General features: G+C 35.2%; 20 protein-coding genes and 1 CRISPR repeat array. Of the genes, 15 read left to right on the top strand and 5 right to left on the bottom strand.

Annotation, left to right across the window (positions count from 1 at the left end):
• Positions 1 to 336: 336 nt before the first annotated feature.
• The 3 genes from P7D84_RS09785 to P7D84_RS09775 all read left to right on the top strand — a co-directional run bounded on the left by P7D84_RS09785 (position 337) and on the right by P7D84_RS09775 (position 2,807).
• Positions 337 to 1,053 (top strand): C39 family peptidase, encoded by a 717-nt coding sequence (locus tag P7D84_RS09785; RefSeq protein ID WP_311806277.1) that lies wholly within the window; start codon positions 337 to 339, stop codon positions 1,051 to 1,053.
• 256 nt (positions 1,054 to 1,309) lie between these two features.
• Positions 1,310 to 2,065, top strand: a complete 756-nt coding sequence (locus P7D84_RS09780; protein ID WP_311806276.1) for a MerR family transcriptional regulator — start codon at positions 1,310 to 1,312, stop codon at positions 2,063 to 2,065.
• Positions 2,066 to 2,381: 316 nt separating this feature from the next.
• Positions 2,382 to 2,807, top strand: a complete 426-nt coding sequence (locus P7D84_RS09775; RefSeq protein ID WP_137604219.1) for a universal stress protein — start codon at positions 2,382 to 2,384, stop codon at positions 2,805 to 2,807.
• Positions 2,808 to 2,871: 64 nt separating this feature from the next.
• On the opposite strand, the gene P7D84_RS09770 is transcribed toward P7D84_RS09775, so the two are convergent.
• Both P7D84_RS09770 and P7D84_RS09765 read right to left on the bottom strand, forming a co-directional pair.
• Entirely contained in the window at positions 2,872 to 3,123 is a 252-nt protein-coding gene (locus P7D84_RS09770) for a DUF5960 family protein (protein ID WP_311806275.1), read from the bottom strand.
• A gap of 495 nt (positions 3,124 to 3,618) precedes the next feature.
• Complete coding sequence (locus P7D84_RS09765) at positions 3,619 to 3,990, bottom strand: hypothetical protein (RefSeq protein ID WP_311806274.1); 372 nt, start codon at positions 3,988 to 3,990, stop codon at positions 3,619 to 3,621.
• A 247-nt stretch (positions 3,991 to 4,237) separates the two neighbouring features.
• Between P7D84_RS09765 and P7D84_RS09760 the strand changes: the two genes are divergently transcribed.
• Positions 4,238 to 4,675 (top strand): universal stress protein, encoded by a 438-nt coding sequence (locus P7D84_RS09760; protein WP_137604216.1) that lies wholly within the window; start codon positions 4,238 to 4,240, stop codon positions 4,673 to 4,675.
• Positions 4,676 to 4,700: 25 nt separating this feature from the next.
• Here the strand turns inward: P7D84_RS09760 and P7D84_RS09755 are convergent, their stop codons facing one another.
• Positions 4,701 to 5,021 (bottom strand): DUF960 family protein, encoded by a 321-nt coding sequence (locus P7D84_RS09755; RefSeq protein ID WP_137604215.1) that lies wholly within the window; start codon positions 5,019 to 5,021, stop codon positions 4,701 to 4,703.
• A gap of 199 nt (positions 5,022 to 5,220) precedes the next feature.
• Here P7D84_RS09755 and P7D84_RS09750 point away from each other — a divergent pair, with 199 nt between their 5' ends.
• The 5 genes from P7D84_RS09750 to csn2 all read left to right on the top strand — a co-directional run bounded on the left by P7D84_RS09750 (position 5,221) and on the right by csn2 (position 11,862).
• On the top strand, positions 5,221 to 5,628 hold the full coding sequence (locus tag P7D84_RS09750; RefSeq protein WP_137604214.1) for a pyridoxamine 5'-phosphate oxidase family protein: 408 nt from the start codon (positions 5,221 to 5,223) through the stop codon (positions 5,626 to 5,628).
• A gap of 388 nt (positions 5,629 to 6,016) precedes the next feature.
• A complete protein-coding gene (gene cas9 / locus P7D84_RS09745; RefSeq protein WP_311806273.1) occupies positions 6,017 to 10,003 on the top strand; it encodes a type II CRISPR RNA-guided endonuclease Cas9 in 3,987 nt (1,328 codons plus the stop codon).
• A 2-nt stretch (positions 10,004 to 10,005) separates the two neighbouring features.
• Entirely contained in the window at positions 10,006 to 10,872 is an 867-nt protein-coding gene (gene cas1 / locus P7D84_RS09740) for a type II CRISPR-associated endonuclease Cas1 (protein WP_311806272.1), read from the top strand.
• A complete protein-coding gene (gene cas2 / locus P7D84_RS09735; RefSeq protein ID WP_311806271.1) occupies positions 10,869 to 11,210 on the top strand; it encodes a CRISPR-associated endonuclease Cas2 in 342 nt (113 codons plus the stop codon). The genes cas1 and cas2 overlap by 4 nt, the downstream gene beginning before the upstream one ends.
• Complete coding sequence (gene csn2 / locus P7D84_RS09730; protein ID WP_170999807.1) at positions 11,197 to 11,862, top strand: type II-A CRISPR-associated protein Csn2; 666 nt, start codon at positions 11,197 to 11,199, stop codon at positions 11,860 to 11,862. The genes cas2 and csn2 overlap by 14 nt, the downstream gene beginning before the upstream one ends.
• 118 nt (positions 11,863 to 11,980) lie before the next feature.
• Positions 11,981 to 13,402: a CRISPR direct-repeat array (repeat unit 36 nt; unit sequence GTTTTAGAGCTATGCTGTTTTGAATGCTTCCAAAAC).
• A 195-nt stretch (positions 13,403 to 13,597) separates the two neighbouring features.
• Here csn2 and P7D84_RS09725 read toward each other — a convergent pair.
• Positions 13,598 to 15,355, bottom strand: a complete 1,758-nt coding sequence (locus P7D84_RS09725) for a Na/Pi cotransporter family protein (protein WP_311806270.1) — start codon at positions 15,353 to 15,355, stop codon at positions 13,598 to 13,600.
• A 299-nt stretch (positions 15,356 to 15,654) separates the two neighbouring features.
• On the opposite strand from P7D84_RS09725, the gene P7D84_RS09720 reads away from it, so the two are divergent.
• Positions 15,655 to 15,972, top strand: coding sequence for a DsrE family protein (locus tag P7D84_RS09720; protein WP_311806269.1), 318 nt, complete (start codon positions 15,655 to 15,657; stop codon positions 15,970 to 15,972).
• A 190-nt stretch (positions 15,973 to 16,162) separates the two neighbouring features.
• Here P7D84_RS09720 and P7D84_RS09715 read toward each other — a convergent pair whose 3' ends face one another.
• On the bottom strand, positions 16,163 to 16,342 hold the full coding sequence (locus P7D84_RS09715; protein ID WP_137604088.1) for a hypothetical protein: 180 nt from the start codon (positions 16,340 to 16,342) through the stop codon (positions 16,163 to 16,165).
• Positions 16,343 to 16,416: 74 nt separating this feature from the next.
• Here P7D84_RS09715 and P7D84_RS09710 point away from each other — a divergent pair, with 74 nt between their 5' ends.
• From P7D84_RS09710 to P7D84_RS09690, 5 genes are all read left to right on the top strand, one after another.
• On the top strand, positions 16,417 to 16,584 hold the full coding sequence (locus tag P7D84_RS09710) for a hypothetical protein (RefSeq protein WP_311806268.1): 168 nt from the start codon (positions 16,417 to 16,419) through the stop codon (positions 16,582 to 16,584).
• Between the two features lie 86 nt (positions 16,585 to 16,670).
• Positions 16,671 to 16,856 carry a CsbD family protein gene (locus P7D84_RS09705; protein WP_137604089.1) on the top strand — a complete coding sequence of 62 codons (186 nt, stop codon included), beginning with the start codon at positions 16,671 to 16,673 and terminating at the stop codon, positions 16,854 to 16,856.
• A 99-nt stretch (positions 16,857 to 16,955) separates the two neighbouring features.
• Complete coding sequence (locus P7D84_RS09700) at positions 16,956 to 17,552, top strand: short chain dehydrogenase (RefSeq protein ID WP_137604090.1); 597 nt, start codon at positions 16,956 to 16,958, stop codon at positions 17,550 to 17,552.
• A gap of 415 nt (positions 17,553 to 17,967) precedes the next feature.
• The gene (locus P7D84_RS09695) at positions 17,968 to 18,699 is read left to right on the top strand and encodes a GntR family transcriptional regulator, LSA1692 subfamily (protein ID WP_311806267.1); all 732 of its coding nucleotides are present in this window, start codon (positions 17,968 to 17,970) and stop codon (positions 18,697 to 18,699) included.
• A 61-nt stretch (positions 18,700 to 18,760) separates the two neighbouring features.
• On the top strand, positions 18,761 to 20,062 hold the full coding sequence (locus P7D84_RS09690) for a Sapep family Mn(2+)-dependent dipeptidase (protein WP_311806266.1): 1,302 nt from the start codon (positions 18,761 to 18,763) through the stop codon (positions 20,060 to 20,062).

Here is a 20,062-nt window from a genome sequence, read left to right as displayed (position 1 = left end):
TTTTTTGGAATTAACTGTTATAAAATATTTTTTTGATTTAGCTAATTTTCACTTGACTCTATATAGTTAGTCTTTCTTATTGTGACGAAAGGCAACTATTACGTTGATAACGAAATTCCACTTATTAATGTAACACAAAAAACGAAATTCTACTAACAAAAAGTTTGTAAACGCTTCAAGGAGAGTATAGTTTATCAAATCTTTAATAATTGTTCTTTTAAAGACCAAAAAGATTAAAATTTCAGTAATCTGATCATCTTTCTTTGTTGTTTTTCTTACGAGAATATATACTTTGTAACAGACGCTAACTAATAGGTGATGCTATGAAGAAAAAAATTGATTTTACTCTCCCTACTCTCGCTTCTTATCGTAGGGATTGGTGGAGCATGTTATTTTCCTAAAGAAAAAAATGAGCTTGTCGAACTGATCGAAGAATCACAGCCCAAAGAGACACTAAAGTTAGATGTTCCTTTGGAAAGTCAATTTTCAGGTGACGCGCTGGATAACGGGTGTGAAGTTACTGCGTTGTCCATGTTATTGCGTTACTATGGCTATGACACAAATAAAAATAAATTGGCGAATGAATTGGATTACCAGCCGTTATATACAGAATCTGGTAAGCATGGCAATCCTCACTTAGGATTTGTTGGTGATATCACTGGCGGGGACGAGGCGATGGGTGTTGCTGTTGAACCAATCGCAAAATTAGCTAAAAAATATGTCACGGACACTTACCAAGTCGTCTCAAGTAAAAAAACATCATTCAATGAGATTATGAAAATTGTAGCTGATAATACGCCAGTTTGGATTGTAGCGACAGTAGATTTTCAAGTTCCAACAGACAATGATTTTATATTGTGGGAGACCGATCAAGGAAGTATGTATGTTACACCATTGATTCATGCAGCGGTTATCACAGGTTTTGATCGTACAAAAAAGATTGTTTATGTCAATGATCCATATGGTCATAAAAATCGGCAAGTTTCTTGGTCAGACCTTGAAAAAATCTATGATCAGACCAATCAACAATCGCTTTACTTGGAAAAGAAATAAGTTATATTTTCACTTCGAATAATTCGAGGTGTTTTTTTGTTTATTAGCGATCAGCCATTGTCACACATCAATCAAGAAACAGTTATCAAAAAAGTTATTTATTTTAGCTTGACCTTCACGTTGCGTCAAGGTGTAAGCTGTTTTTGTCAGGGAGCGATCGAATTATTGAATACAATTAGTAAGTAGCCAATTATGCCGATGATTGTGCTAAAATTGGCTAAAAAATCGATAAAGTACACAAGATAGAAGGGAAAAGATGGAATATACAATCAAACAAATCGCGGAAATTTCCGGTGTGAGTACGAGAACATTACGATTTTATGATGAACGTTCATTGTTGAAACCGGCTTTTTTGAGCGAAGCTGGTTATCGAATATACACCGAAAAAGAAGTTGACCGCCTGCAGCAAATTTTATTATACCGGTCAATGGGACTGCCGTTAAAAACAATCAAAGAATTGATCGATCGGCCTGATGAAAAAATTCAAGAGACATTGCTTGAACAAAGGAACCAACTAGAACAAAAACGGCAAGAGTTGGATCATTTACTACAAGTTCTTGATGACACACTACGTTATTATAAAGGAGAGATCACAATGACTAATAAGGAAAAATTTAACGCATTTAAGCAAGAGAAATTAGCAGAGAATGAAGCAAATTATGGACAAGAAATTCGTGAAAAATATGGAGAGAAATCTGTAGAAGAATCCAATCGAAAATGGCAAAATATGAGTGAAGCTGACTATCAAAAAATGCAGCTTACCGAACAGACACTGATTGATAAGCTGACACAATATTTAGTTGCAGAAGAGCTTCCCAGTCAATTAGCAGAAGAAATTTTTTCTTTGCATAAATCATGGCTGCAGTTTAGCTGGAAAGAATACTCCGGTGAGGCACATAAAGGACTAAGCGAAATGTATTTGGCAGATGAACGCTTTATTCATTATTATGATGATAAAAGTGGTCATGGTGCCACAGAAGTGTTGTATCAAATCATCCAACATTATGCTTAATCAGCCACTTTACTTATTGAAGAAGAGTTGTGATTGTTTTGTCACAACTTTTTTTTTACATAAATCGAAAATGCTGAATACGGGTGATAATCAAGAAATCTATACAATAAAAATCAAAAAAAGAAATAAAAATATTAAAATATGATTAAAAATGCTACTGTGTTTGATTTTTCCAAAATCTTTCTCAATACCTTGATACTTAAGGATTCTATGACTTTTTTCTTATTATACGAAAAAAAAGCGAGCAGAAACCGCTTTATAATTACTGTACAAAAATGCCTCTGATTCGATACAATGAAGAAAAGGGGGGCTTATTATGAAAGAATCATACGAAAAAATATTGGTCGCAGTCGATGCATCTGAACAAGCGCGTCATGCATTCCAAGAGGCAATCAGAGTTGCTCGGAGAAACCAAGCACAGTTGTATATCTTGATGGTATCAGACACCAATCATTTAGGAACTGAACCTTATGCGGTGGATCATATCATAAAAGAAGCACATAAAGCATCTAGTGCGGTTGTAGAATCATTAGAAGAAACAATTCCAGAAGATATTTCCTATACTACGGCCATGGAAGATGGAAATCCAAAAGCGACCATCGTGACTTATGCAGAAGATCAAGGAATCGATTTGATTTTGATGGGCGCCACAGGAACAGGAACTTTTTCGCGGCTGTTATTAGGTTCAACGACAGCGTATGTTGTTAATAATGCACCTTGTAATGTAATGGTCGTTCGATAACTAATCAACAGAAGAAGAGGCTGCGACAGATGATTGCAGCCTCTTCTTTTTTGTCTATATTTTTCTACTGACGATCAAGCTTTTTCTTTGTATGGATACCTTTGAAAATAAGTTCATCGTTTTTTCGTTCAAATTGAAAATAGATGTCCTTTTTGCGACCAGTTTTTGTAGCTGGAATAACAAAGTAATCACGGTCTTCCGCATCCATCTTAGTAGTGATTTGATTTAAAAACAAGGCTAAAGGAAGCGAATCTTTTACTAAGGAATCATACGTTCGATAAAAAATTTCAACAGAGTCTGGACTAATCATGGACATGGTTATCACCTCATTAATAGTATACGAACATTTGTTCGAAAAGTAAAGTTGCTAGCAAACGTTTCTTTTAAATAAATTACGCAAAAAAAGAAACCTCTATGCTATAGCTAGAAGTTTCCCATTGATTATTTTATTAAAATAAAATAGATAGCGAGCCAAAAAAACAGGCAGGCCACGAAAATCAAGCGATGGATGATATGTTTTGGTTGACGATACAGCCAATTGTAAAATTTTTTCATAAAATAATCCTTTTTCCTCTTGTCTCTAACAAAAATGCTACCGCAAGATGAGAAGAAAGTAAAGGATAAAAAAACAACACACCATAACTTTTGCAGGTGTGTTGAGTCCAAATGTGGACGGCTGGAATCGAACCAGCACCTCTGTCTTAAATGCGGACTACATCATTGAACGAGTAAAACACCAAGTTCATCCACATTCATAAGTATACTGAAGTCAGTTTTTTTTGAAAGGAACTGGAGAGTAATTAAATAAATTTTATACTTTATTTTTTTTTGAGGAATCTTCGGCGAATTCTTTAGCAATAATCCAGCCATAACTTTCCGTAATGGCCGCTGCGGTGGAACCGTTGATGACAGAACCCGCAATCGGAAGTTTCCCAATTAAGAAACGCGTGGTCATTTGTCCGGCTTTTTGGGCTAAAAATTGGGTAGCCAGTGATTTTGCGACACCTTCTTCTAGTTTCATATGAAAAATTTTTCCTAGACTAATTACCATCGCAGTTTGGATTGGCAATAAAACTGTTGCATCAGGGACAGGAAATTGTGCCATTCCTGCACCAACTATTGCTGCAGCAGTCGAGGCGCTGTGGATGATGAGATGGGCTTTTTTTCGTTGGACGTTGTTCATGATAGATTCTCCTTATTTTAGTCAAATCTCTTTTTATAAAGAGTATGGTATATTTCTTAGATGAGCAGTTAAGTCAATATTTTATTGGTTGATAAAGTTTAGCACCTAGAGATAAAAAGAACAATTTTTTTCCACATCTTTTAAGCTGGTTTAATTTTTGAAAAGTAAAAAAATAAAGAGAAATAGTTATTTATATTTTTAGTAATTATGGTAGAATGATAGACTATGATTGAAAGGGGCGGCAAAGATGGTTGATGAATATAAAAATATTTTAGTTGCTGTGGATGGCTCCGCGCAATCCAAAAAAGCATTTGATGAAGCAATCAATATCGCAAAAAGAAATAAAGGGAAATTGACCTTAGCAACAGTTATTGATACGGCTAGTTTTAGCGGAACAACCGGAGGAAATTCGATTCCATTGATGCAAGAAGTCCGAGAAAAGGCCCAGAGGATCATTGCAGAATTAGAACATCATCGTATCGCAGAAGAACAAGAGGTCCATTTGACTTCCCAGATTATTGCAGGAAATCCAAAACGAGAGCTTGTGGAATTAGCAGGGAAATTGGAGACAGATCTGATCGTGATGGGGGCAACGGGGTTAGGTGCGCTATCGTTGTTATTTGTTGGTTCGACCACTGCTTATGTAGTGAATCAGGCACCATGTAATGTCATGGTAGTAAAATAATCAAAAAAACGTCTAACATGAAAAGTCAGACGTTTTTTTCATCAAGAGTCATAATCAATTCAGTTCCATCGTCATAGACATACATGACTTTAGGAAATTCTACGTCTTCGTAGTCCTGAACATACGGTGCAGTAATCCCGTCAGAAAAATAAGGCTCACTTTGGGAATAGACGAGACTCAATGTGTGTGCTATTTTATTTTTGAAGAAATGAAAGCGCTGTGGGGATGTAAGCGGCAGTCCTTTAGAAGGTCGCATGAAGATCATGTGCCAAATCTCTTGCTGCATGTGTTCAGGGACAAGATCAAAAGGGACCGTACTTTTTCGTGATTTCGTTGGTTCAAACATTTTTATCAGTCCTTTCTGTGCTTTATCATATCAGGTTTTATTGAGAAAAAAAGCAGAAATAATCAATTTTTGCAGATTCAGTTCGTCGGAACAGTTTTTTTAGGATAAAGATGATAAGGTAAAGAGAAGAAGTAAAAATAAGTTATGTTGCCAGATGTATCAGAAAAATAAAAGAATAAAGTTTAGGAGGGGTTTTAAAATGGATAAGAATATGGAGACTTTGTTAGCTAATGCCGACACATTTACGCTGACTACGATTGATAATCGCGGATTCCCGCATATGATTGCTGTTTCACCACCACTTGAACGAAATGGGTTCTACTATTTTAAATTTTATATCAACGGTGATGGACGAACGGCCGAAAATATCCGTCATAATCGTACCGGCAGCCTCTTTTGTTTTGACAAAGATCAACATGAAAGCATTGCGTTGAAAGGCTATTTGTTTGCGGAAGAGTTAGTAGAATATAAAAAATTAGCTGCACAACTAAATGAGTTCCAAAAAGATTTAAATTATGAAAATCCAGTGATCGCTGTTTTTGAAACATTGAGTGTTAAACACTACAAACAAATGCATAGCGAATTTTTGGACATTCCTGAAAAATAAAAAAACCATCCCTTTGGTTAAAGGGATGGTTTTTTTGTCTGGTCACAACTACCGATTTCACTAATATAGACCTGGATTATTCGTTAAAATACAGATAAATTTTAGTGCAAAATAAAGAAAGATATTTTTTAAAAAAAGAGAGGATTTACCATTAAATTTCTATTTTATGTAAAGAAGAAGAGTGATAAACTCTAAGTAAACGTTTGCACATGCAAGCTTTTTGAAGACACAAAAAAAGCGCCGAAACAGCGCCACTTTAAAAGTTGATTACGGACTAAGCCTTATTTTAACTCGCTATGTTGTTTTGAAAACTTCCAACAAATTCATTATAACAAGAATAGAGAAAAAGTAAAAGTCTAAATCAAAAAAATCATTTGGGGAGGACACAATGAATAAAGATTATACAATTGGACTAGATATTGGAACAGCCTCAGTTGGCTGGGCAGTTCTAGATCCGAACTACGATTTGATCAAAAAAAATATGAAAATCAAAGGAAACGGTTCAAAGAAAAAAAGTAAAAAGAATTTTTGGGGTGTTCGTTTATTTGAAGCAGGAGAGACTGCTGAAGGAACAAGGATGAAGCGAACTGCACGCAGAAGATACACACGCAGACGCAATCGAATTCGCTATCTACAAGAAATTTTTCAAATAGAAATGGCTAAAGTTGATAAAAATTTTTTCTATCGCTTAGATGACAGTTTTTTAGTTCCAGAAGAAAAAAGAAATGAGCGTCATCCAATTTTTGCAACGTTGGAAGAAGAGATTGCTTATCATGAGCAGTTTCCAACAATTTATCACTTACGAAAATATTTGGCTGATGCATCTGAACAGGTTGACTTACGCCTGATTTATTTGGCACTAGCACATATTGTCAAGTTTCGGGGAAATTTTTTAATTGAAGGGAAGTTGAACACCGAAAATTCTTCCGTGAAAGAAACTTTTAGAACTTTTATCCAGGCATACAATCAAACATTTAACACTCAGGAGAACAACTGTGAATCGACTGATGTAGAAAAAATCAGTGTGCTGCTACAGGAGCGTTTATCGCGTCAGAAAAAAGCAGAAAACGTACTTAAGTTGTTTCCTGAAGAAAAAACCAATGGAATTTTTATGCAATTTTTAAAAATGATTGTCGGCAATCAAGGAAGTTTTAAAAAATATTTTCAATTGGATGAAGAATTTAAATTACAATTTTCTAAAGACGAATATGAAGACCAGCTAGAGGGTCTTTTGGCTTTGATTGGAGATGAGTACGCAGAAGTTTTTGCTGCCGCCAAAACTGTTTATGATGCAGTGGAATTATCGGGTATTTTGACCGTGAAAGATTTAAGTACCAAAGCAAAACTATCAGCAAGTTTAGTGAAACGTTATGAGGATCATAAAGCCGATTTAGAAAAATTTAAAAGTTTTATTCGAAAAGAATTGCCTGATAAATATTTTGAAGTATTTCGAGACGAACAAAAGAAAGGCTATGCTGGGTATATTGAAAATAGTGTGACGCAGGCTGATTTTTATAAATATTTGGAGAATTTACTCAAAGATGTAGAAGGAGCTGATTACTTTTTAGATAAGGTTAGAAAAGAAGATTTCTTAAGAAAACAACGGACATTTGATAATGGAGTGATACCACATCAGATTCATTTGGAAGAATTGCAGGCAATTATTGGCAAGCAAAAGCATTATTATCCATTTTTAGCAGAGAATCAAAGCAAGATTGAACAAATCCTTACTTTTCGTATCCCTTATTATGTTGGACCTCTAGCCAAAGGAAACAGTCGGTTCGCTTGGTCGAGTCGAAGAAACGAAGAGGCGATTACACCATGGAATTTCACGGAAATCATCGATGAAGGAAAATCAGCGACCGCTTTTATAGAAAAAATGATTAATTATGACAGTTATTTGCCACAAGAAAAAGTGCTGCCAAAGCATAGTATGCTCTATGAGAAATATATGGTGTTTAATGAATTGACCCGAGTATCTTATGTCGATGATCGAGGAGAGATACAATATTTTTCAAGTGTTGAAAAACAAGAGATATTTAACGAATTGTTTAAAAAGAATCATAAAGTCGACTGCAAGCTACTTGAGAAGTTTTTGAAAAATCATTATATGATTGAAACTGCTGAGATCAAAGGGGTTGAGCAGCGGTTTAATGCAAGTTATGGCACATATCAGGACTTAATAAAATTAGGAGTCAGCCAAGAGATATTGGATGATCCGGCAAATGAAGCGTTGTTTGAAGAAGTCATTAAAATTTTAACGGTTTTTGAAGATCGGAAAATGATCAGAGAACAACTAAGTAAATTTGATTCTTATTTTGATCAAAATATTCTTAAGAAATTAGTGCGACGACACTATACCGGTTGGGGACGTCTATCAGCAGAACTAATCAATGGGATTCGAGACAAACAATCAAAGAAAACTATTTTAGATTACTTGATGCGCGACGATGATTTTCCTAGAAATAAAAATCGTAATTTGATGCAGTTAATCAACGATGAGACGCTATCCTTTAAAGAAATTATTGAGCAACATCAATCCGTTGATCAATCAGCAGATTTACATGAAATCGTCAAAGAGCTTGCAGGCAGTCCAGCAATCAAAAAGGGTATTTTGCAAAGTCTAAAAATTGTTGATGAAATCGTGGGGATTATGGGATACCCACCTAGAAATATTGTAGTAGAAATGGCTCGAGAGAATCAGACAACGAATGCAGGAAGAAACAAGTCACGCGCTCGACAAAAAGTGTTGGAAGATGCGATGAGAGAACTCGGTAGTAATATTTTGAGAGAATATCCTTTAGATGGTGTGAATTTAAGAAGCGATCGGTTATTTTTATATTATTTACAAAATGGAAAGGATATGTATACCGGAGATGAGTTGGACATCAATAAACTTGCTCAATATGACATCGATCACATTATTCCACAAAGCTTTATCAAAGACAATTCCATCGATAATATCGTTTTAGTTAGTTCAAAGGAGAATCGAGGAAAATCTAACGATGTTCCAAGCGAGAGTGTCGTAAATAAAATGATCAGTTATTGGGAGAAATTAAAAAAAGCCAATCTGATGAGTCAGCGGAAATTTGATAATTTAACTAAAGGAGTTAGTGGAGGATTAAGCGAGGCGGATAAAGCACATTTTATTAAGCGACAATTAGTTGAAACACGCCAAATTACCAAGCATGTCGCCCGAATTTTACATCAAAAATATAATATCAATGAAGAGCATACGACCAGAGTCATTACTCTAAAATCAGCTCTGACCAGTCAATTTCGTCAGATTTACAAACTGTACAAAATCCGTGAAGTGAATGACTACCATCATGCTCATGATGCCTATTTAAACGGTGTTGTTTCGCAAGCTTTACTGAAAGTTTATCCACAGCTTGAACCAGAATTTGTTTATGGCGAGTATCACAAATTTAACTTGTTTAAAGAGAATAAGGCGACTGCTAAGAAAAACTTCTATAGTAATCTAATGCTTTTTTTCGAAAGTAGTCAAAAAAAAGTTGACGAAAATGGTGAAATTCTTTGGGATCAGAAAAATATCTCAACGGTTAAAAAAGTAATGAACTATCGACAAATGAACATTGTAAAGAAACCCGAAATTCAAACGGGAGGATTTTCTAAAGAATCAGTTTTGCCAAAAGGAGATTCACCGAAGCTGATTTCAAGAAAAAATGATTGGGATCCTAAAAAATATGGCGGCTTTGATAGCCCAAATATCGCATATTCAGTCGTTATCACTTATGAAAAAGGAAAACAGCAAAAAGTCACAAAAGCGATTGTGGGAATCACCATTATGGAACGAAAGAGGTTTGAAGAAAATCCACAGAAATTTCTAACTGAAAAGGGCTATAATAATCCACAAGTTATAGCAAAATTACCAAAATACACTTTATATGAGTTAGAGAATGGTCGCCGACGATTAGTTGCTAGTGCCACCGAAGCACAAAAAGGCAATCAAATGGTTTTACCAAGTCATTTGATCGAATTACTTTACCATGCGAAGCATTATGAAGAAATAGACGGGAAAAGTTTGAAGTATCTAATAGATCATAAGCCGATGTTTACTGAACTGTTTGAGATAGTGAAACAGTTTGCTAAAAACTATACATTAGCGGATAAAAATTTGCAGAACTTAGAAAGTCTATTTAAAGAAAATCAAGATGCCGATATCAAATTAATTGCTCAATCTTTTTTGAATTTAATGCAATTTAATGCAATGGGCGCACCAGCAGATTTCAAATTTTTTGATACAACGATTCCTCGTAAACGTTATACAAATATAAGAGAACTTTTAGCTGCAACAATTATTAACCAATCGATTACGGGTCTATATGAAACTCATTGGAAATTAGGTGAATAGTTATGGGTTGGCGAACGATTGTGGTAAATACGCATTCAAAATTAGCCTATAAAAATAATCATTTAGTCTATAAATCAGCTTCTCAAACTGAAATGATCCATCTATCGGAAATCGATGTCTTACTTTTGGAAACTACGGATATTATGATTACAACGATGTTGATAAAACGCTTAGTTGATGAAAATATTTTGATTTTATTTTGTGATGATAAACGTCTGCCTATTGGCAAGTTGCTACCTTTTTATGGTCGTCATGATAGTAGTTTACAATTAAGCCGACAATTGAATTGGACCTTAGAACAGAAGGGGATTGTTTGGACAGAAATTATTTCACAAAAAATCTTGAATCAATGTCAAGTTTTAATGGAACTAGAGTTTCAAGAAAAAACAAAAGCATTAATCAATTTACACAATGAGCTTGAGATTTTTGATCCATCAAATCGAGAAGGACATGCGGCCAGAATTTATTTTAATACGTTATTTGGTAATGATTTTTCACGAGACAGCGAAAATGCAATCAATGCAGGATTAAATTATGGCTATACTTTATTGATGAGCATTTTTGCCAGGGAAATCGTTAAATGCGGTTGTATGACTCAATTTGGGCTGAAACATGCTAATCAGTTTAATGATTTTAATTTAGCCAGTGATTTGATGGAGCCGTTTCGCCCAATTGTTGATCAAATTGTTTATGCAAATCGTACTGACGAATTCAAGGTAATCAAACGTGCGATTTTTGAATTATTTACCAACCAATATGTTTACAATTCTAAGACAATGTTTTTGACAAATATAGTCAGTGATTATACAAAAAAGGTAGTTAAAGTATTGAATGAAGAATCAGAAAGGATTCCAGAGTTTAGGATATGAGTTATCGTTATATGAGGATGATATTAATGTTTGATATGCCGACTGAAACAGCTGATGAAAGAAAAGCATATCGTACTTTTCGAAAATTTTTATTAAGTGAAGGTTTCATCATGCATCAGTTTTCAGTCTATAGTAAAATTCTGTTAAATGGGACAGCATCTAAGGCAATGATTGCACGGCTAAAACAAAATAATCCCAATAAGGGCCTGATTACCTTGCTAACAGTGACTGAAAAACAATTTTCACGAATGGTTTATTTAAATGGTCAGCATGACACTTGTATTGGAAATACGGATGACAGAATTGTTTTTTTAGGGGATAATTATGATGAAACTTAATTTTGAAATGTTAGATCAGCCAATCGAACTAAATTCTGCTACGATTTTAACAGTAGAAGACACTAAAATTTTCGCCCTATTAACAAAATATTTTTATCAATATCAGGATGAATCCGAATTACGATTATTTGATGATAAGCAAAAATCAATCAAACCCTCAGAACTAATGCTAGTCACTGATGTATTAGGATATGATATTAACTCAGCGGCTACATTGAAGTTGATTTATACAGATTTAGAGCTACAATTAAATGAAAGACCAGAAGTAAAATCGATGATTGACAAGCTGACTGCAACAATCAGTGAACTAATCGGCTATGAGTTATTGGAACATGAGCTAGATTTAGAATGTGATGAGATCACTATCATTGAATTATTTAAAGCATTAGGAATCAAAATTGAAACAACTAGTGATTCAATTTTTGAAAAATTAGTAGAAATTGTTCAAGTTTTCAAAAACTTAACAAAGAAAAAATTGTTGGTTTTCATTAATGTATGCTCCTATTTGACAAAAGAAGAATTAGTAGAGTTAAACAATTATATTTCTTTATACAATACGACTGTTCTTTACTTAGAGCCAAGACAAGTAGCAGAGACTGATCAATATATTTTAGATGAAGATTATTTCTTAAATTTTGTATTGGGAAACTAGATTCAATGCGTTCTTTGATAATAAAATATAAATAATGAATGAGGCATTCAAAACTGAAATCTTGCTATGGATGAGTGGCGCGATTACGAAATCTTTGAAAACCAAATTGGTCTACGAGGTTTTAGAGCTATGCTGTTTTGAATGCTTCCAAAACTTCTGTTCGTTGGGTCGATAACGAAGTGTAGTTTTAGAGCTATGCTGTTTTGAATGCTTCCAAAACTACATACGGCACCGTACTGCACCGGCAGTTGTTTTAGAGCTATGCTGTTTTGAATGCTTCCAAAACTAGCTCCTGTTGATAAACAAGAGATTAAACGTTTTAGAGCTATGCTGTTTTGAATGCTTCCAAAACTTACGGATAATCGTTTCGTTACGATTCTTTGTTTTAGAGCTATGCTGTTTTGAATGCTTCCAAAACGCCTGCTGAATATTCCAAAGCGCCTGGTTCGTTTTAGAGCTATGCTGTTTTGAATGCTTCCAAAACGCACTTGTAAAAGTAATACTCAACGTTTTGGTTTTAGAGCTATGCTGTTTTGAATGCTTCCAAAACATTCCCCATTCCGCAAACGCTGCGAGGACTGTTTTAGAGCTATGCTGTTTTGAATGCTTCCAAAACATGGAATTGAAGTATTGGGGTGCGGATAGTGTTTTAGAGCTATGCTGTTTTGAATGCTTCCAAAACGCTGACTCTTTTAATGAATCCAATTCTGTTGTTTTAGAGCTATGCTGTTTTGAATGCTTCCAAAACGGGCGCTCTACAACAGAATGACTGTGGAGAGTTTTAGAGCTATGCTGTTTTGAATGCTTCCAAAACTGATGATCAGCTAAAGGACTTATATGCAGTGTTTTAGAGCTATGCTGTTTTGAATGCTTCCAAAACATCTGGAGTCACGTCCTCTCTATCAAAATTGTTTTAGAGCTATGCTGTTTTGAATGCTTCCAAAACATTTGCTTCGGGCGGAGCGTTAGCGGCAGTGTTTTAGAGCTATGCTGTTTTGAATGCTTCCAAAACGAGAAAAGAGATGCTAGAACAAGCAAAAGAGTTTTAGAGCTATGCTGTTTTGAATGCTTCCAAAACAGAAGACTTATCAAGTTACGTTCCAAGCTTGTTTTAGAGCTATGCTGTTTTGAATGCTTCCAAAACGAAGCTTTAGCCAAACAATTAGCAGAAATGGTTTTAGAGCTATGCTGTTTTGAATGCTTCCAAAACGTCCTCACTTGCTGTACCAACTAATTCAGCGTTTTAGAGCTATGCTGTTTTGAATGCTTCCAAAACATTGCAAACTGCTACTGCTGTATCTGTAACGTTTTAGAGCTATGCTGTTTTGAATGCTTCCAAAACAACCCTCTGTTGCGTGTATATAGCTTGCCCGTTTTAGAGCTATGCTGTTTTGAATGCTTCCAAAACTTTGTTTTAACTTCACCAGTTTTTGGGTCAGTTTTAGAGCTATGCTGTTTTGAATGCTTCCAAAACGAGACGCAGAGAGGTAATCAAAGCACGTATGTTTTAGAGCTATGCTGTTTTGAATGCTTTCAAAACAAATTTCACGGTCTTCATTAGGAACAAACTGTTTTAGAGCTATGCTGTTTTGAGTATCTATCCAATATAGATAAATTATTTAATATCTTAGGGTGTATTTTCCTGCTGTTTAATAGTTGTTAAACATAAAAAAATACCAATCCCAAAAAATTAGATTTTTTGAAATTGGTTTGAGTGAGATAAGGCCTTAAGCTGTTAATTTTTTACATCAACGATATTAGTAAGCGGTAAAGTTTCTGCTTCTTCATACTGAAAATTTGTCGTATCGTATTTGAAATTGTATTTATTTCCTAAAAAGTATTTCGCAATGTGTAATGTGCGGTCACTGGAGCGTTCAAGATTTGAGCTGATATCAATCAGTAGGACACCGTCTGCTGCACGACCTTCACCTTTAGTCATCAAGCGGATATATTTTTTTCTAAGCAGTTCGACTAGTTGATTGATTTCTTCTTCACGATACAGCATTTTTTGAGCGAGCGCCATGTCGTCATTTTCTAAAACTTGCAAGGCATTGTATATGTTTTTCAAAACCTTATCAAAAAGTTTTTCAAGATCTTCATCTTGTAGTAAGAAAGTCTGACGACTGCTCGTTGTTTTGGCTTTATTATTTTTGTCTTTTGCTCGTTGTTTTTCTTCAAGAGCAATAGATTCTTCCACATAGCGAATAATATTCATAGAATGATCGCCGATGCGTTCGAAATCTTTAGTAAATTCTAATAGCATCGCTTGTTCTTGACTTTCTAACGGTGAAAGTTCTGCTGTGGATATTTTTACTAGATACTCTGTTAGCTCGACATCACATTGATTGATGGCTTCTTCATACTGTAAGACATCATCATGCCATTCTTCTTTATTGTCGTGATAATATTTGCGTGCTCCTTTCAAAGAAGAAAGAACGTAATTTCCCATCTGAATAATTTCTCCTTTGGCTTGTTCGATTGCCATTACTGAGGAGGTGTGGATGACAGCTTCGCTTAACGTAACTGGCCGAATGTTCAAATTTTTTTCGCTGCCAGGAACGATTTTTTTTACTAAAAATTCGATCTGAGCAATGAACCAGAATTGAATCGCCAGATTAGAAATATTGAAAAGTCCGTGAGCAAAAGCGATTTGCATCGCCGGATTCAACCCTAACGATTGGGCAAATAAAGTGACGAGTTGGGTGAATGGTCCCAGCAATAAAGTAAAGATTATTGCGCCGACTAAATTGAATATTACATGAGATGCGGCTGTTCGTTTTGCCGCGATACTGGCCCCTAAGCAGGCGATGATTGCAGTGATTGTTGTACCAATGTTGTCACCAAAAAGAATCGGTAACGCAGCCGTTAAAGTCACACTGCCTTGCATATATAATTGTTGTAAGATACCGATTGTCGCACTAGAACTTTGTAATACCATCGTTAATAAGGTTCCAATACCTACACCTAATACAGGGTGATGGGAGACCCGAATCATTAATTCATTAAATTGGGGAAGGTCCTTAAGAGGATCCATGGCGCCGCCCATTAATTTTAACCCATAAAAAAGTGCGCCGAATCCAAAAAGAATTTGTCCAATCGATTGTAAAGAGCTTCGTTTAGCAAAAAACAACAAGATTGCTCCTGTACCGATAATAGGTAGAGCATACTCGCTTAAATTAAAACCGATGATGAAAGCGGTGACAGTCGTTCCTACATTTGCCCCCATAATTACTCCGATTGCTTGTTTCAAGGTCATAAAACCTGCACTAACAAGTCCCACAGCTAAAACAGTTGTTCCTGAACTACTTTGAATCAAACCAGTTACGATAATTCCTGCTAAGACTGCGCGAAAAGGTGTTGAAGTAAACCGATTTAAAATCTCACGTAATCGATTTCCGGCAGCCTTTTGTAACCCATCTCCTAGGTATTTGATTCCGAAAAGAAAAATTCCTAATCCACCTAAGAAAGTAAAAAGCATTTCTTGATAAGACATCTTGCGTCCTCCGCTAGTTAAATTTATACATACTATTACCAAAATAATAGATTTCTAAGCAAAAGAAAAGGCTTTTATTAAAAAACTCATGAATTTTTTTTAAATGCGAGAGAGTTAGCGTGAAAGAAAAATTATAGAAGAAGTCTGCAAAATTCTTTTGTAATTTTCTATATTTTCGGCTACTCTTAAAGAGAGCTCTAGTAAATATAACCAATAATGAAAGCGGTGACAGTTGCTAGCTATTTCGTAACAATAAATATAATGGGTATCCATTAATTGAATTAAAGGAGGCGTTCTAAATGAAAGTAGTTTTTCATGTGGATGAAGTAGGAATGATCAGAGAGGCACGGCATAATATCGAATATGTGTTGTTGACAGAGCCTAAAGCAGATATCGTATTGTTAATGAATGGTGAAGCTGTCCAAGGCTATTTATTGCCGCGAATGATCAAGTTTATGAAGGAATATCAAGATGTTACTTATCAAGCATGCCATCAATCAATGCGTAATTTTCGTGTCCGTTCTAAACAAATGTATGAGCAAGTTGAGGTCGTTGAGTCTGGTGTGATTGGATTAGTTAAATTGCAAGAACAAAGATATTCTTATATCAAGTGTTAGAAAACAGAATTAACAAGTCCTTCATAAGAAGGGCTTGTTGTTATATGAATGAGATAGATATTTAATTGATGATAGTTTAGTACGAATAATGTGAGTCAAGAAAAATTATTGAGAATTAATGTTAAAAAATGATGGATGTAATTTACTATGTGATTAAGTCATCAAAAAGAAGTAAGCCAATACTAATGGCCTACTTCTCTATTTTTTCGTTCCATTTTTTTGGACTCCAGATATTTCCTTCAAGGGCAATTTGCAAACTTTCATTGTCATCTTCTAATTGTTCGATGTACTTGAGAGTTTCGGTTACAATGAACTGATATTTTTCATCTGAAATGGTAGCTAATTGTTCTTCTAACCAAGTATTTCGCATTTACTTCACCTCAAAAGCAGTGTAGCATAGAATTAGTTGGCAATTAGTGTAAGATGCTTGGGAGGAAATGTACAATGGAAGTGAATGAAAGCGTTATTTTGGAGGCGCAGAAGGAATTAGCAGCAGTGAAAAATGAATTGCAACGATTGGAGCAGTTAAAATTTTCTAGTGAATTGAAAGATCAGCGGATAGAATCTTTGCGACAAGAGATTCAACAAGTGGAAGGATTTTTGAAAATGTAAGCAGATTCTTAGCCTTCTTATTTTCTCGATGGTAGAATAATTTTAGAAGTAATTTTCGCTTATTTTATCAAACAGGAGGTTCTTTTATGACAAATAATGATGAATTAAAAGGTAAAGTGAACGAAGCAAAAGGAAAAATCGCGGATGATGAATCGACTGAATTAAAAGGAAAGATTCAACAAGGTGTCGGCAAAGCAAAGGATAAGGCCAAAGAAACAGCAGATGACGTTGCCGGAAAGATCAATAAAAAAATCGATAAAGAGAGAGAATAATCTTTTAGACCTGCAGCCGCAGGTCTTTTTTCTTGAATCTGCTGAAAGAACGTCTAGGTTGCATTATAATAGAAGTAAAAGTGAAGGAAGTGACTAGTTGTGCGTATTTTAGTTGTTGGTGGTAAAGGAACGATCGGTCAAGCTGTGGTGGAAAAATTACACGAACACGAACTGATTATTGCTGGCCGAACTAGTGGTGATGTTCAAGTTGATTTAACATCAGTGAGTAGCATTGAAATGATGTTTAAAAAAGTAGGCTATGTAGATGCAATCGTTAATGCTTCAGGAACCGCTAAAATTCAGTTAGTTGAAAAAATGACTCCAGAAGATAACTTAGTAGCAGTCCAAAGCAAATTACTAGGACAGATCAACCTAGCATTGATTGGGCAAAAATACTTACATCGAGGTGGCAGCATTACTTTGACTACAGGTATTATGAAAGACGACCCAATCCCTGGCGGCGCGTCTGCAGCGATGGCAAATGGAGGAGTATCTGCTTTTGTAAAATCAGCAGCGATCGATTTCACCCAAGGGATTCGGATTAATTGTGTCAGCCCAAATGTTCTCATAGAATCTTATGAAAAACACAAAGATTCATTCAAAGGATTTGTACCAGTACCAGCAGAACGTGTAGCAATGGCTTATGTCAAAAGTATCGAAGGGAAACAAACAGGACAAGAATATCAAGTCTATTAAAAAGCCTATCTGAAAAACTAACCACGTGCTATAAAACTAGTCAGTGATTGAATGGTGAATATACTAGGAAAAACAGGATCGAGATATTTATTGATCCTGTTTTCCTATGTTTGAGCTCTCTAATGTAAACTACCACCATGATAGTTATCAATAAATACAGTTGTATTAATAAACAGAATCGTTTATACCTGCTATAAGTAAGCAATAAAATAAGGGAAAGCACTATTGAAATCAATTATTTTGAGAGAAACGCTTAAGAATGATTGAATTTTTTTGATTTCTAGTTATAGTATATACTATAAAGTATATACCGAAATAAGTTATATAAAAATTAATCTAGTAAATTGATCTAAGAATCAGTATAGTGAATTTGAAGATCATTTGATAATCAGAATAAAATAATTAAGGAGCGAATATGAAAGAAAAGAAAACGACAAAAGCGAAGTTTGATCAAGTATCAGCCGAAATCGAGAAGCGAATCCATGAAGGAATCTACGTAAGCGCACAAAAATTACCTTCTGAATATGATTTAGCAAAAGAGTTTGACTGCAGTCGTTTAACCATTCGTAAAGCCATTGATGATTTAATCAAAAAAAATATTTTAGTAAAGCATCGCGGCAAAGGAAGCTACGTGATGACACAGCCGAAAATTCAAAGTGGACGGTCAGGGCTGCAAGGATTTACTGAGGCAGCAAAGGCTTACGGAAAAACAAGCAGTACTGAAGTTATCTCATTTAAAAAAATTAATGAACCGGCAGATGAAATAATAAATGCTTTGCAATTAGAGGAAGATACTCCAATTTATGAGTTGGTTCGTCGGCGAATTTTAGACAATGAACCAATGACAGTCGAAAAAATTTATTTGTCTGAATATTATGTAAAGGGATTGACTAAAGAAGATTTTATCGGTTCTTTATTTCAATTACTAGAAGAAAAGACAGAGATTGCTTATTCACATCAAGAAGTAGAGGCCATTTTAGTAAAATCAGAACTTTCAAAGCTTCTGGATGTTCCAATGGGAGATCCATTACTACAAGTTCATTCTGTTACCTATGCGTTAGATGCAACTCCGATTTTCTATGATATTTCATACTACCGCTCGGATCGTTATATATTTAAAACAACACTGACACGTTATAATCATTAAAATATCTATAGATAAAATGCTTCTCAAAAAATTACATAAATAGAAATTAGGAGGCTTTCTCATGTCAATTGATTTTAGGAAAGTGATCGAAGAAAATAAAGAACAATTTTATCAAGATCTTGATCAAGTAATGCAAATAGAGAGTGTCAAAGGACAGCCAGTTGAACACGCTCCGTTTGGAAAAGGTCCTAAAGAAGCGTTAGATGCCGTGTTGGCATTGGCTCAGAAATATGGGTTTAAAACAGCGATAGTAAATGATGCGGTTGGTTATGCGCAATGGGGCAATGAGGAAGATTATATTGGCGTAGTGGGTCATTTGGACGTTGTACCTGCTGGCGAGGGCTGGTCTTTTCCCCCCTTTAAATTAAGCAAAAAAGGGCAACGTTTTTATGGACGAGGAATTTTGGATAATAAGGGGCCGATTCTGTCTTGCTTATTTGGATTGAAATTATTAAAAGAGTTAAACTTGCCGACAAAAAAGACGATTCGGATTATTTTTGGAACAGATGAAGAAAATGGCAGTTCTGATATTCCGTTATATTTGAGTGAAGAAAAAGCGCCTCGTTTTGGGTTCACACCAGATTGTAAATATCCGGTAGTCTATGGTGAACGAGGAATTGTTAATTATGAAATTCTAACAACCATTCCTGAAATTGAATCAAATAGTTTGAGTGAATTTATTGGTGATCAAGCACGAGATCACGTTCCAGACGAACTATCAGTGACAATCAATGGAGAAAAAGTCCACGTTGTTGGCAAACGAGCTCCTTCTAATGCCCCTGAACTTGGTGAAAATGCGATTACCTTATTAGCAGAAAAACTGATTCAAGAGAAATTGGTCGCAGGGAAACTAGATGAGTATTTTTCTTGGGTTGTACGGAGTTTGGCAAAAAAACATCACGGTGAAGGATTAGGCATCGCTTTTTCAGATACAGACAGTGGAAAATTGATGATTACTCCGTATCAATTAATAAAAAAAGGTCATCAATTAGCTCTTTCGGTAGCTATTCGTTATCCAGTATCAGTAACTGAATCAGAAGTGACAGAAGTATTAGAAAAGCATCTACCTCCCCAAAGTCAGTTAAAAGTTGTTCGTCGGATTGAAAGCAGCCATTTTCCTAAGGATGATTCCAATGTACAATTATTAGCCAAAGTTTATGAAGATGTAACAGATTTGGATGGCACACCAGTAACGACTACAGGAGCTACTTATGCGCGTTTTGTACCAAATATCGTTGCATTTGGTCCATCATTTCCTGGTCAAAAAGGAATTGCTCATAACAAAGATGAATACATGGATGAAGAAGATTTATTATTAAACATGGAAATTTATATGCGAGGAATGTTGAAATTAATTGAATGA

Origin of the sequence: Enterococcus dongliensis, assembly GCF_031927985.1 — a bacterium.
Taxonomy (GTDB): Bacteria; Bacillota; Bacilli; order Lactobacillales; family Enterococcaceae; genus Enterococcus_A; species Enterococcus_A dongliensis.
This window is presented reverse-complemented; position numbering and strand designations above follow the sequence as displayed.

Bases quoted from the DNA above. Each gene is read 5' to 3' on its own strand.
- P7D84_RS09780 (WP_311806276.1), top strand. From the start codon at position 1,310: ATGGAATATACAATCAAACAAATCGCGGAAATTTCCGGTGTGAGTACG.
- cas2 (WP_311806271.1), top strand. From the start codon at position 10,869: ATGAGTTATCGTTATATGAGGATGATATTAATGTTTGATATGCCGACT.
- P7D84_RS09695 (WP_311806267.1), top strand. From the start codon at position 17,968: ATGAAAGAAAAGAAAACGACAAAAGCGAAGTTTGATCAAGTATCAGCC.
- P7D84_RS09720 (WP_311806269.1), top strand. From the start codon at position 15,655: ATGAAAGTAGTTTTTCATGTGGATGAAGTAGGAATGATCAGAGAGGCA.
- csn2 (WP_170999807.1), top strand. From the start codon at position 11,197: ATGATGAAACTTAATTTTGAAATGTTAGATCAGCCAATCGAACTAAAT.
- P7D84_RS09715 (WP_137604088.1), bottom strand. From the start codon at position 16,342: ATGCGAAATACTTGGTTAGAAGAACAATTAGCTACCATTTCAGATGAA.
- cas1 (WP_311806272.1), top strand. From the start codon at position 10,006: ATGGGTTGGCGAACGATTGTGGTAAATACGCATTCAAAATTAGCCTAT.
- P7D84_RS09725 (WP_311806270.1), bottom strand. From the start codon at position 15,355: ATGTCTTATCAAGAAATGCTTTTTACTTTCTTAGGTGGATTAGGAATT.
- P7D84_RS09775 (WP_137604219.1), top strand. From the start codon at position 2,382: ATGAAAGAATCATACGAAAAAATATTGGTCGCAGTCGATGCATCTGAA.
- P7D84_RS09760 (WP_137604216.1), top strand. From the start codon at position 4,238: ATGGTTGATGAATATAAAAATATTTTAGTTGCTGTGGATGGCTCCGCG.
- P7D84_RS09710 (WP_311806268.1), top strand. From the start codon at position 16,417: ATGGAAGTGAATGAAAGCGTTATTTTGGAGGCGCAGAAGGAATTAGCA.
- P7D84_RS09770 (WP_311806275.1), bottom strand. From the start codon at position 3,123: ATGTCCATGATTAGTCCAGACTCTGTTGAAATTTTTTATCGAACGTAT.
- P7D84_RS09750 (WP_137604214.1), top strand. From the start codon at position 5,221: ATGGATAAGAATATGGAGACTTTGTTAGCTAATGCCGACACATTTACG.
- P7D84_RS09690 (WP_311806266.1), top strand. From the start codon at position 18,761: ATGTCAATTGATTTTAGGAAAGTGATCGAAGAAAATAAAGAACAATTT.
- P7D84_RS09755 (WP_137604215.1), bottom strand. From the start codon at position 5,021: ATGTTTGAACCAACGAAATCACGAAAAAGTACGGTCCCTTTTGATCTT.
- P7D84_RS09765 (WP_311806274.1), bottom strand. From the start codon at position 3,990: ATGAACAACGTCCAACGAAAAAAAGCCCATCTCATCATCCACAGCGCC.
- P7D84_RS09705 (WP_137604089.1), top strand. From the start codon at position 16,671: ATGACAAATAATGATGAATTAAAAGGTAAAGTGAACGAAGCAAAAGGA.
- cas9 (WP_311806273.1), top strand. From the start codon at position 6,017: ATGAATAAAGATTATACAATTGGACTAGATATTGGAACAGCCTCAGTT.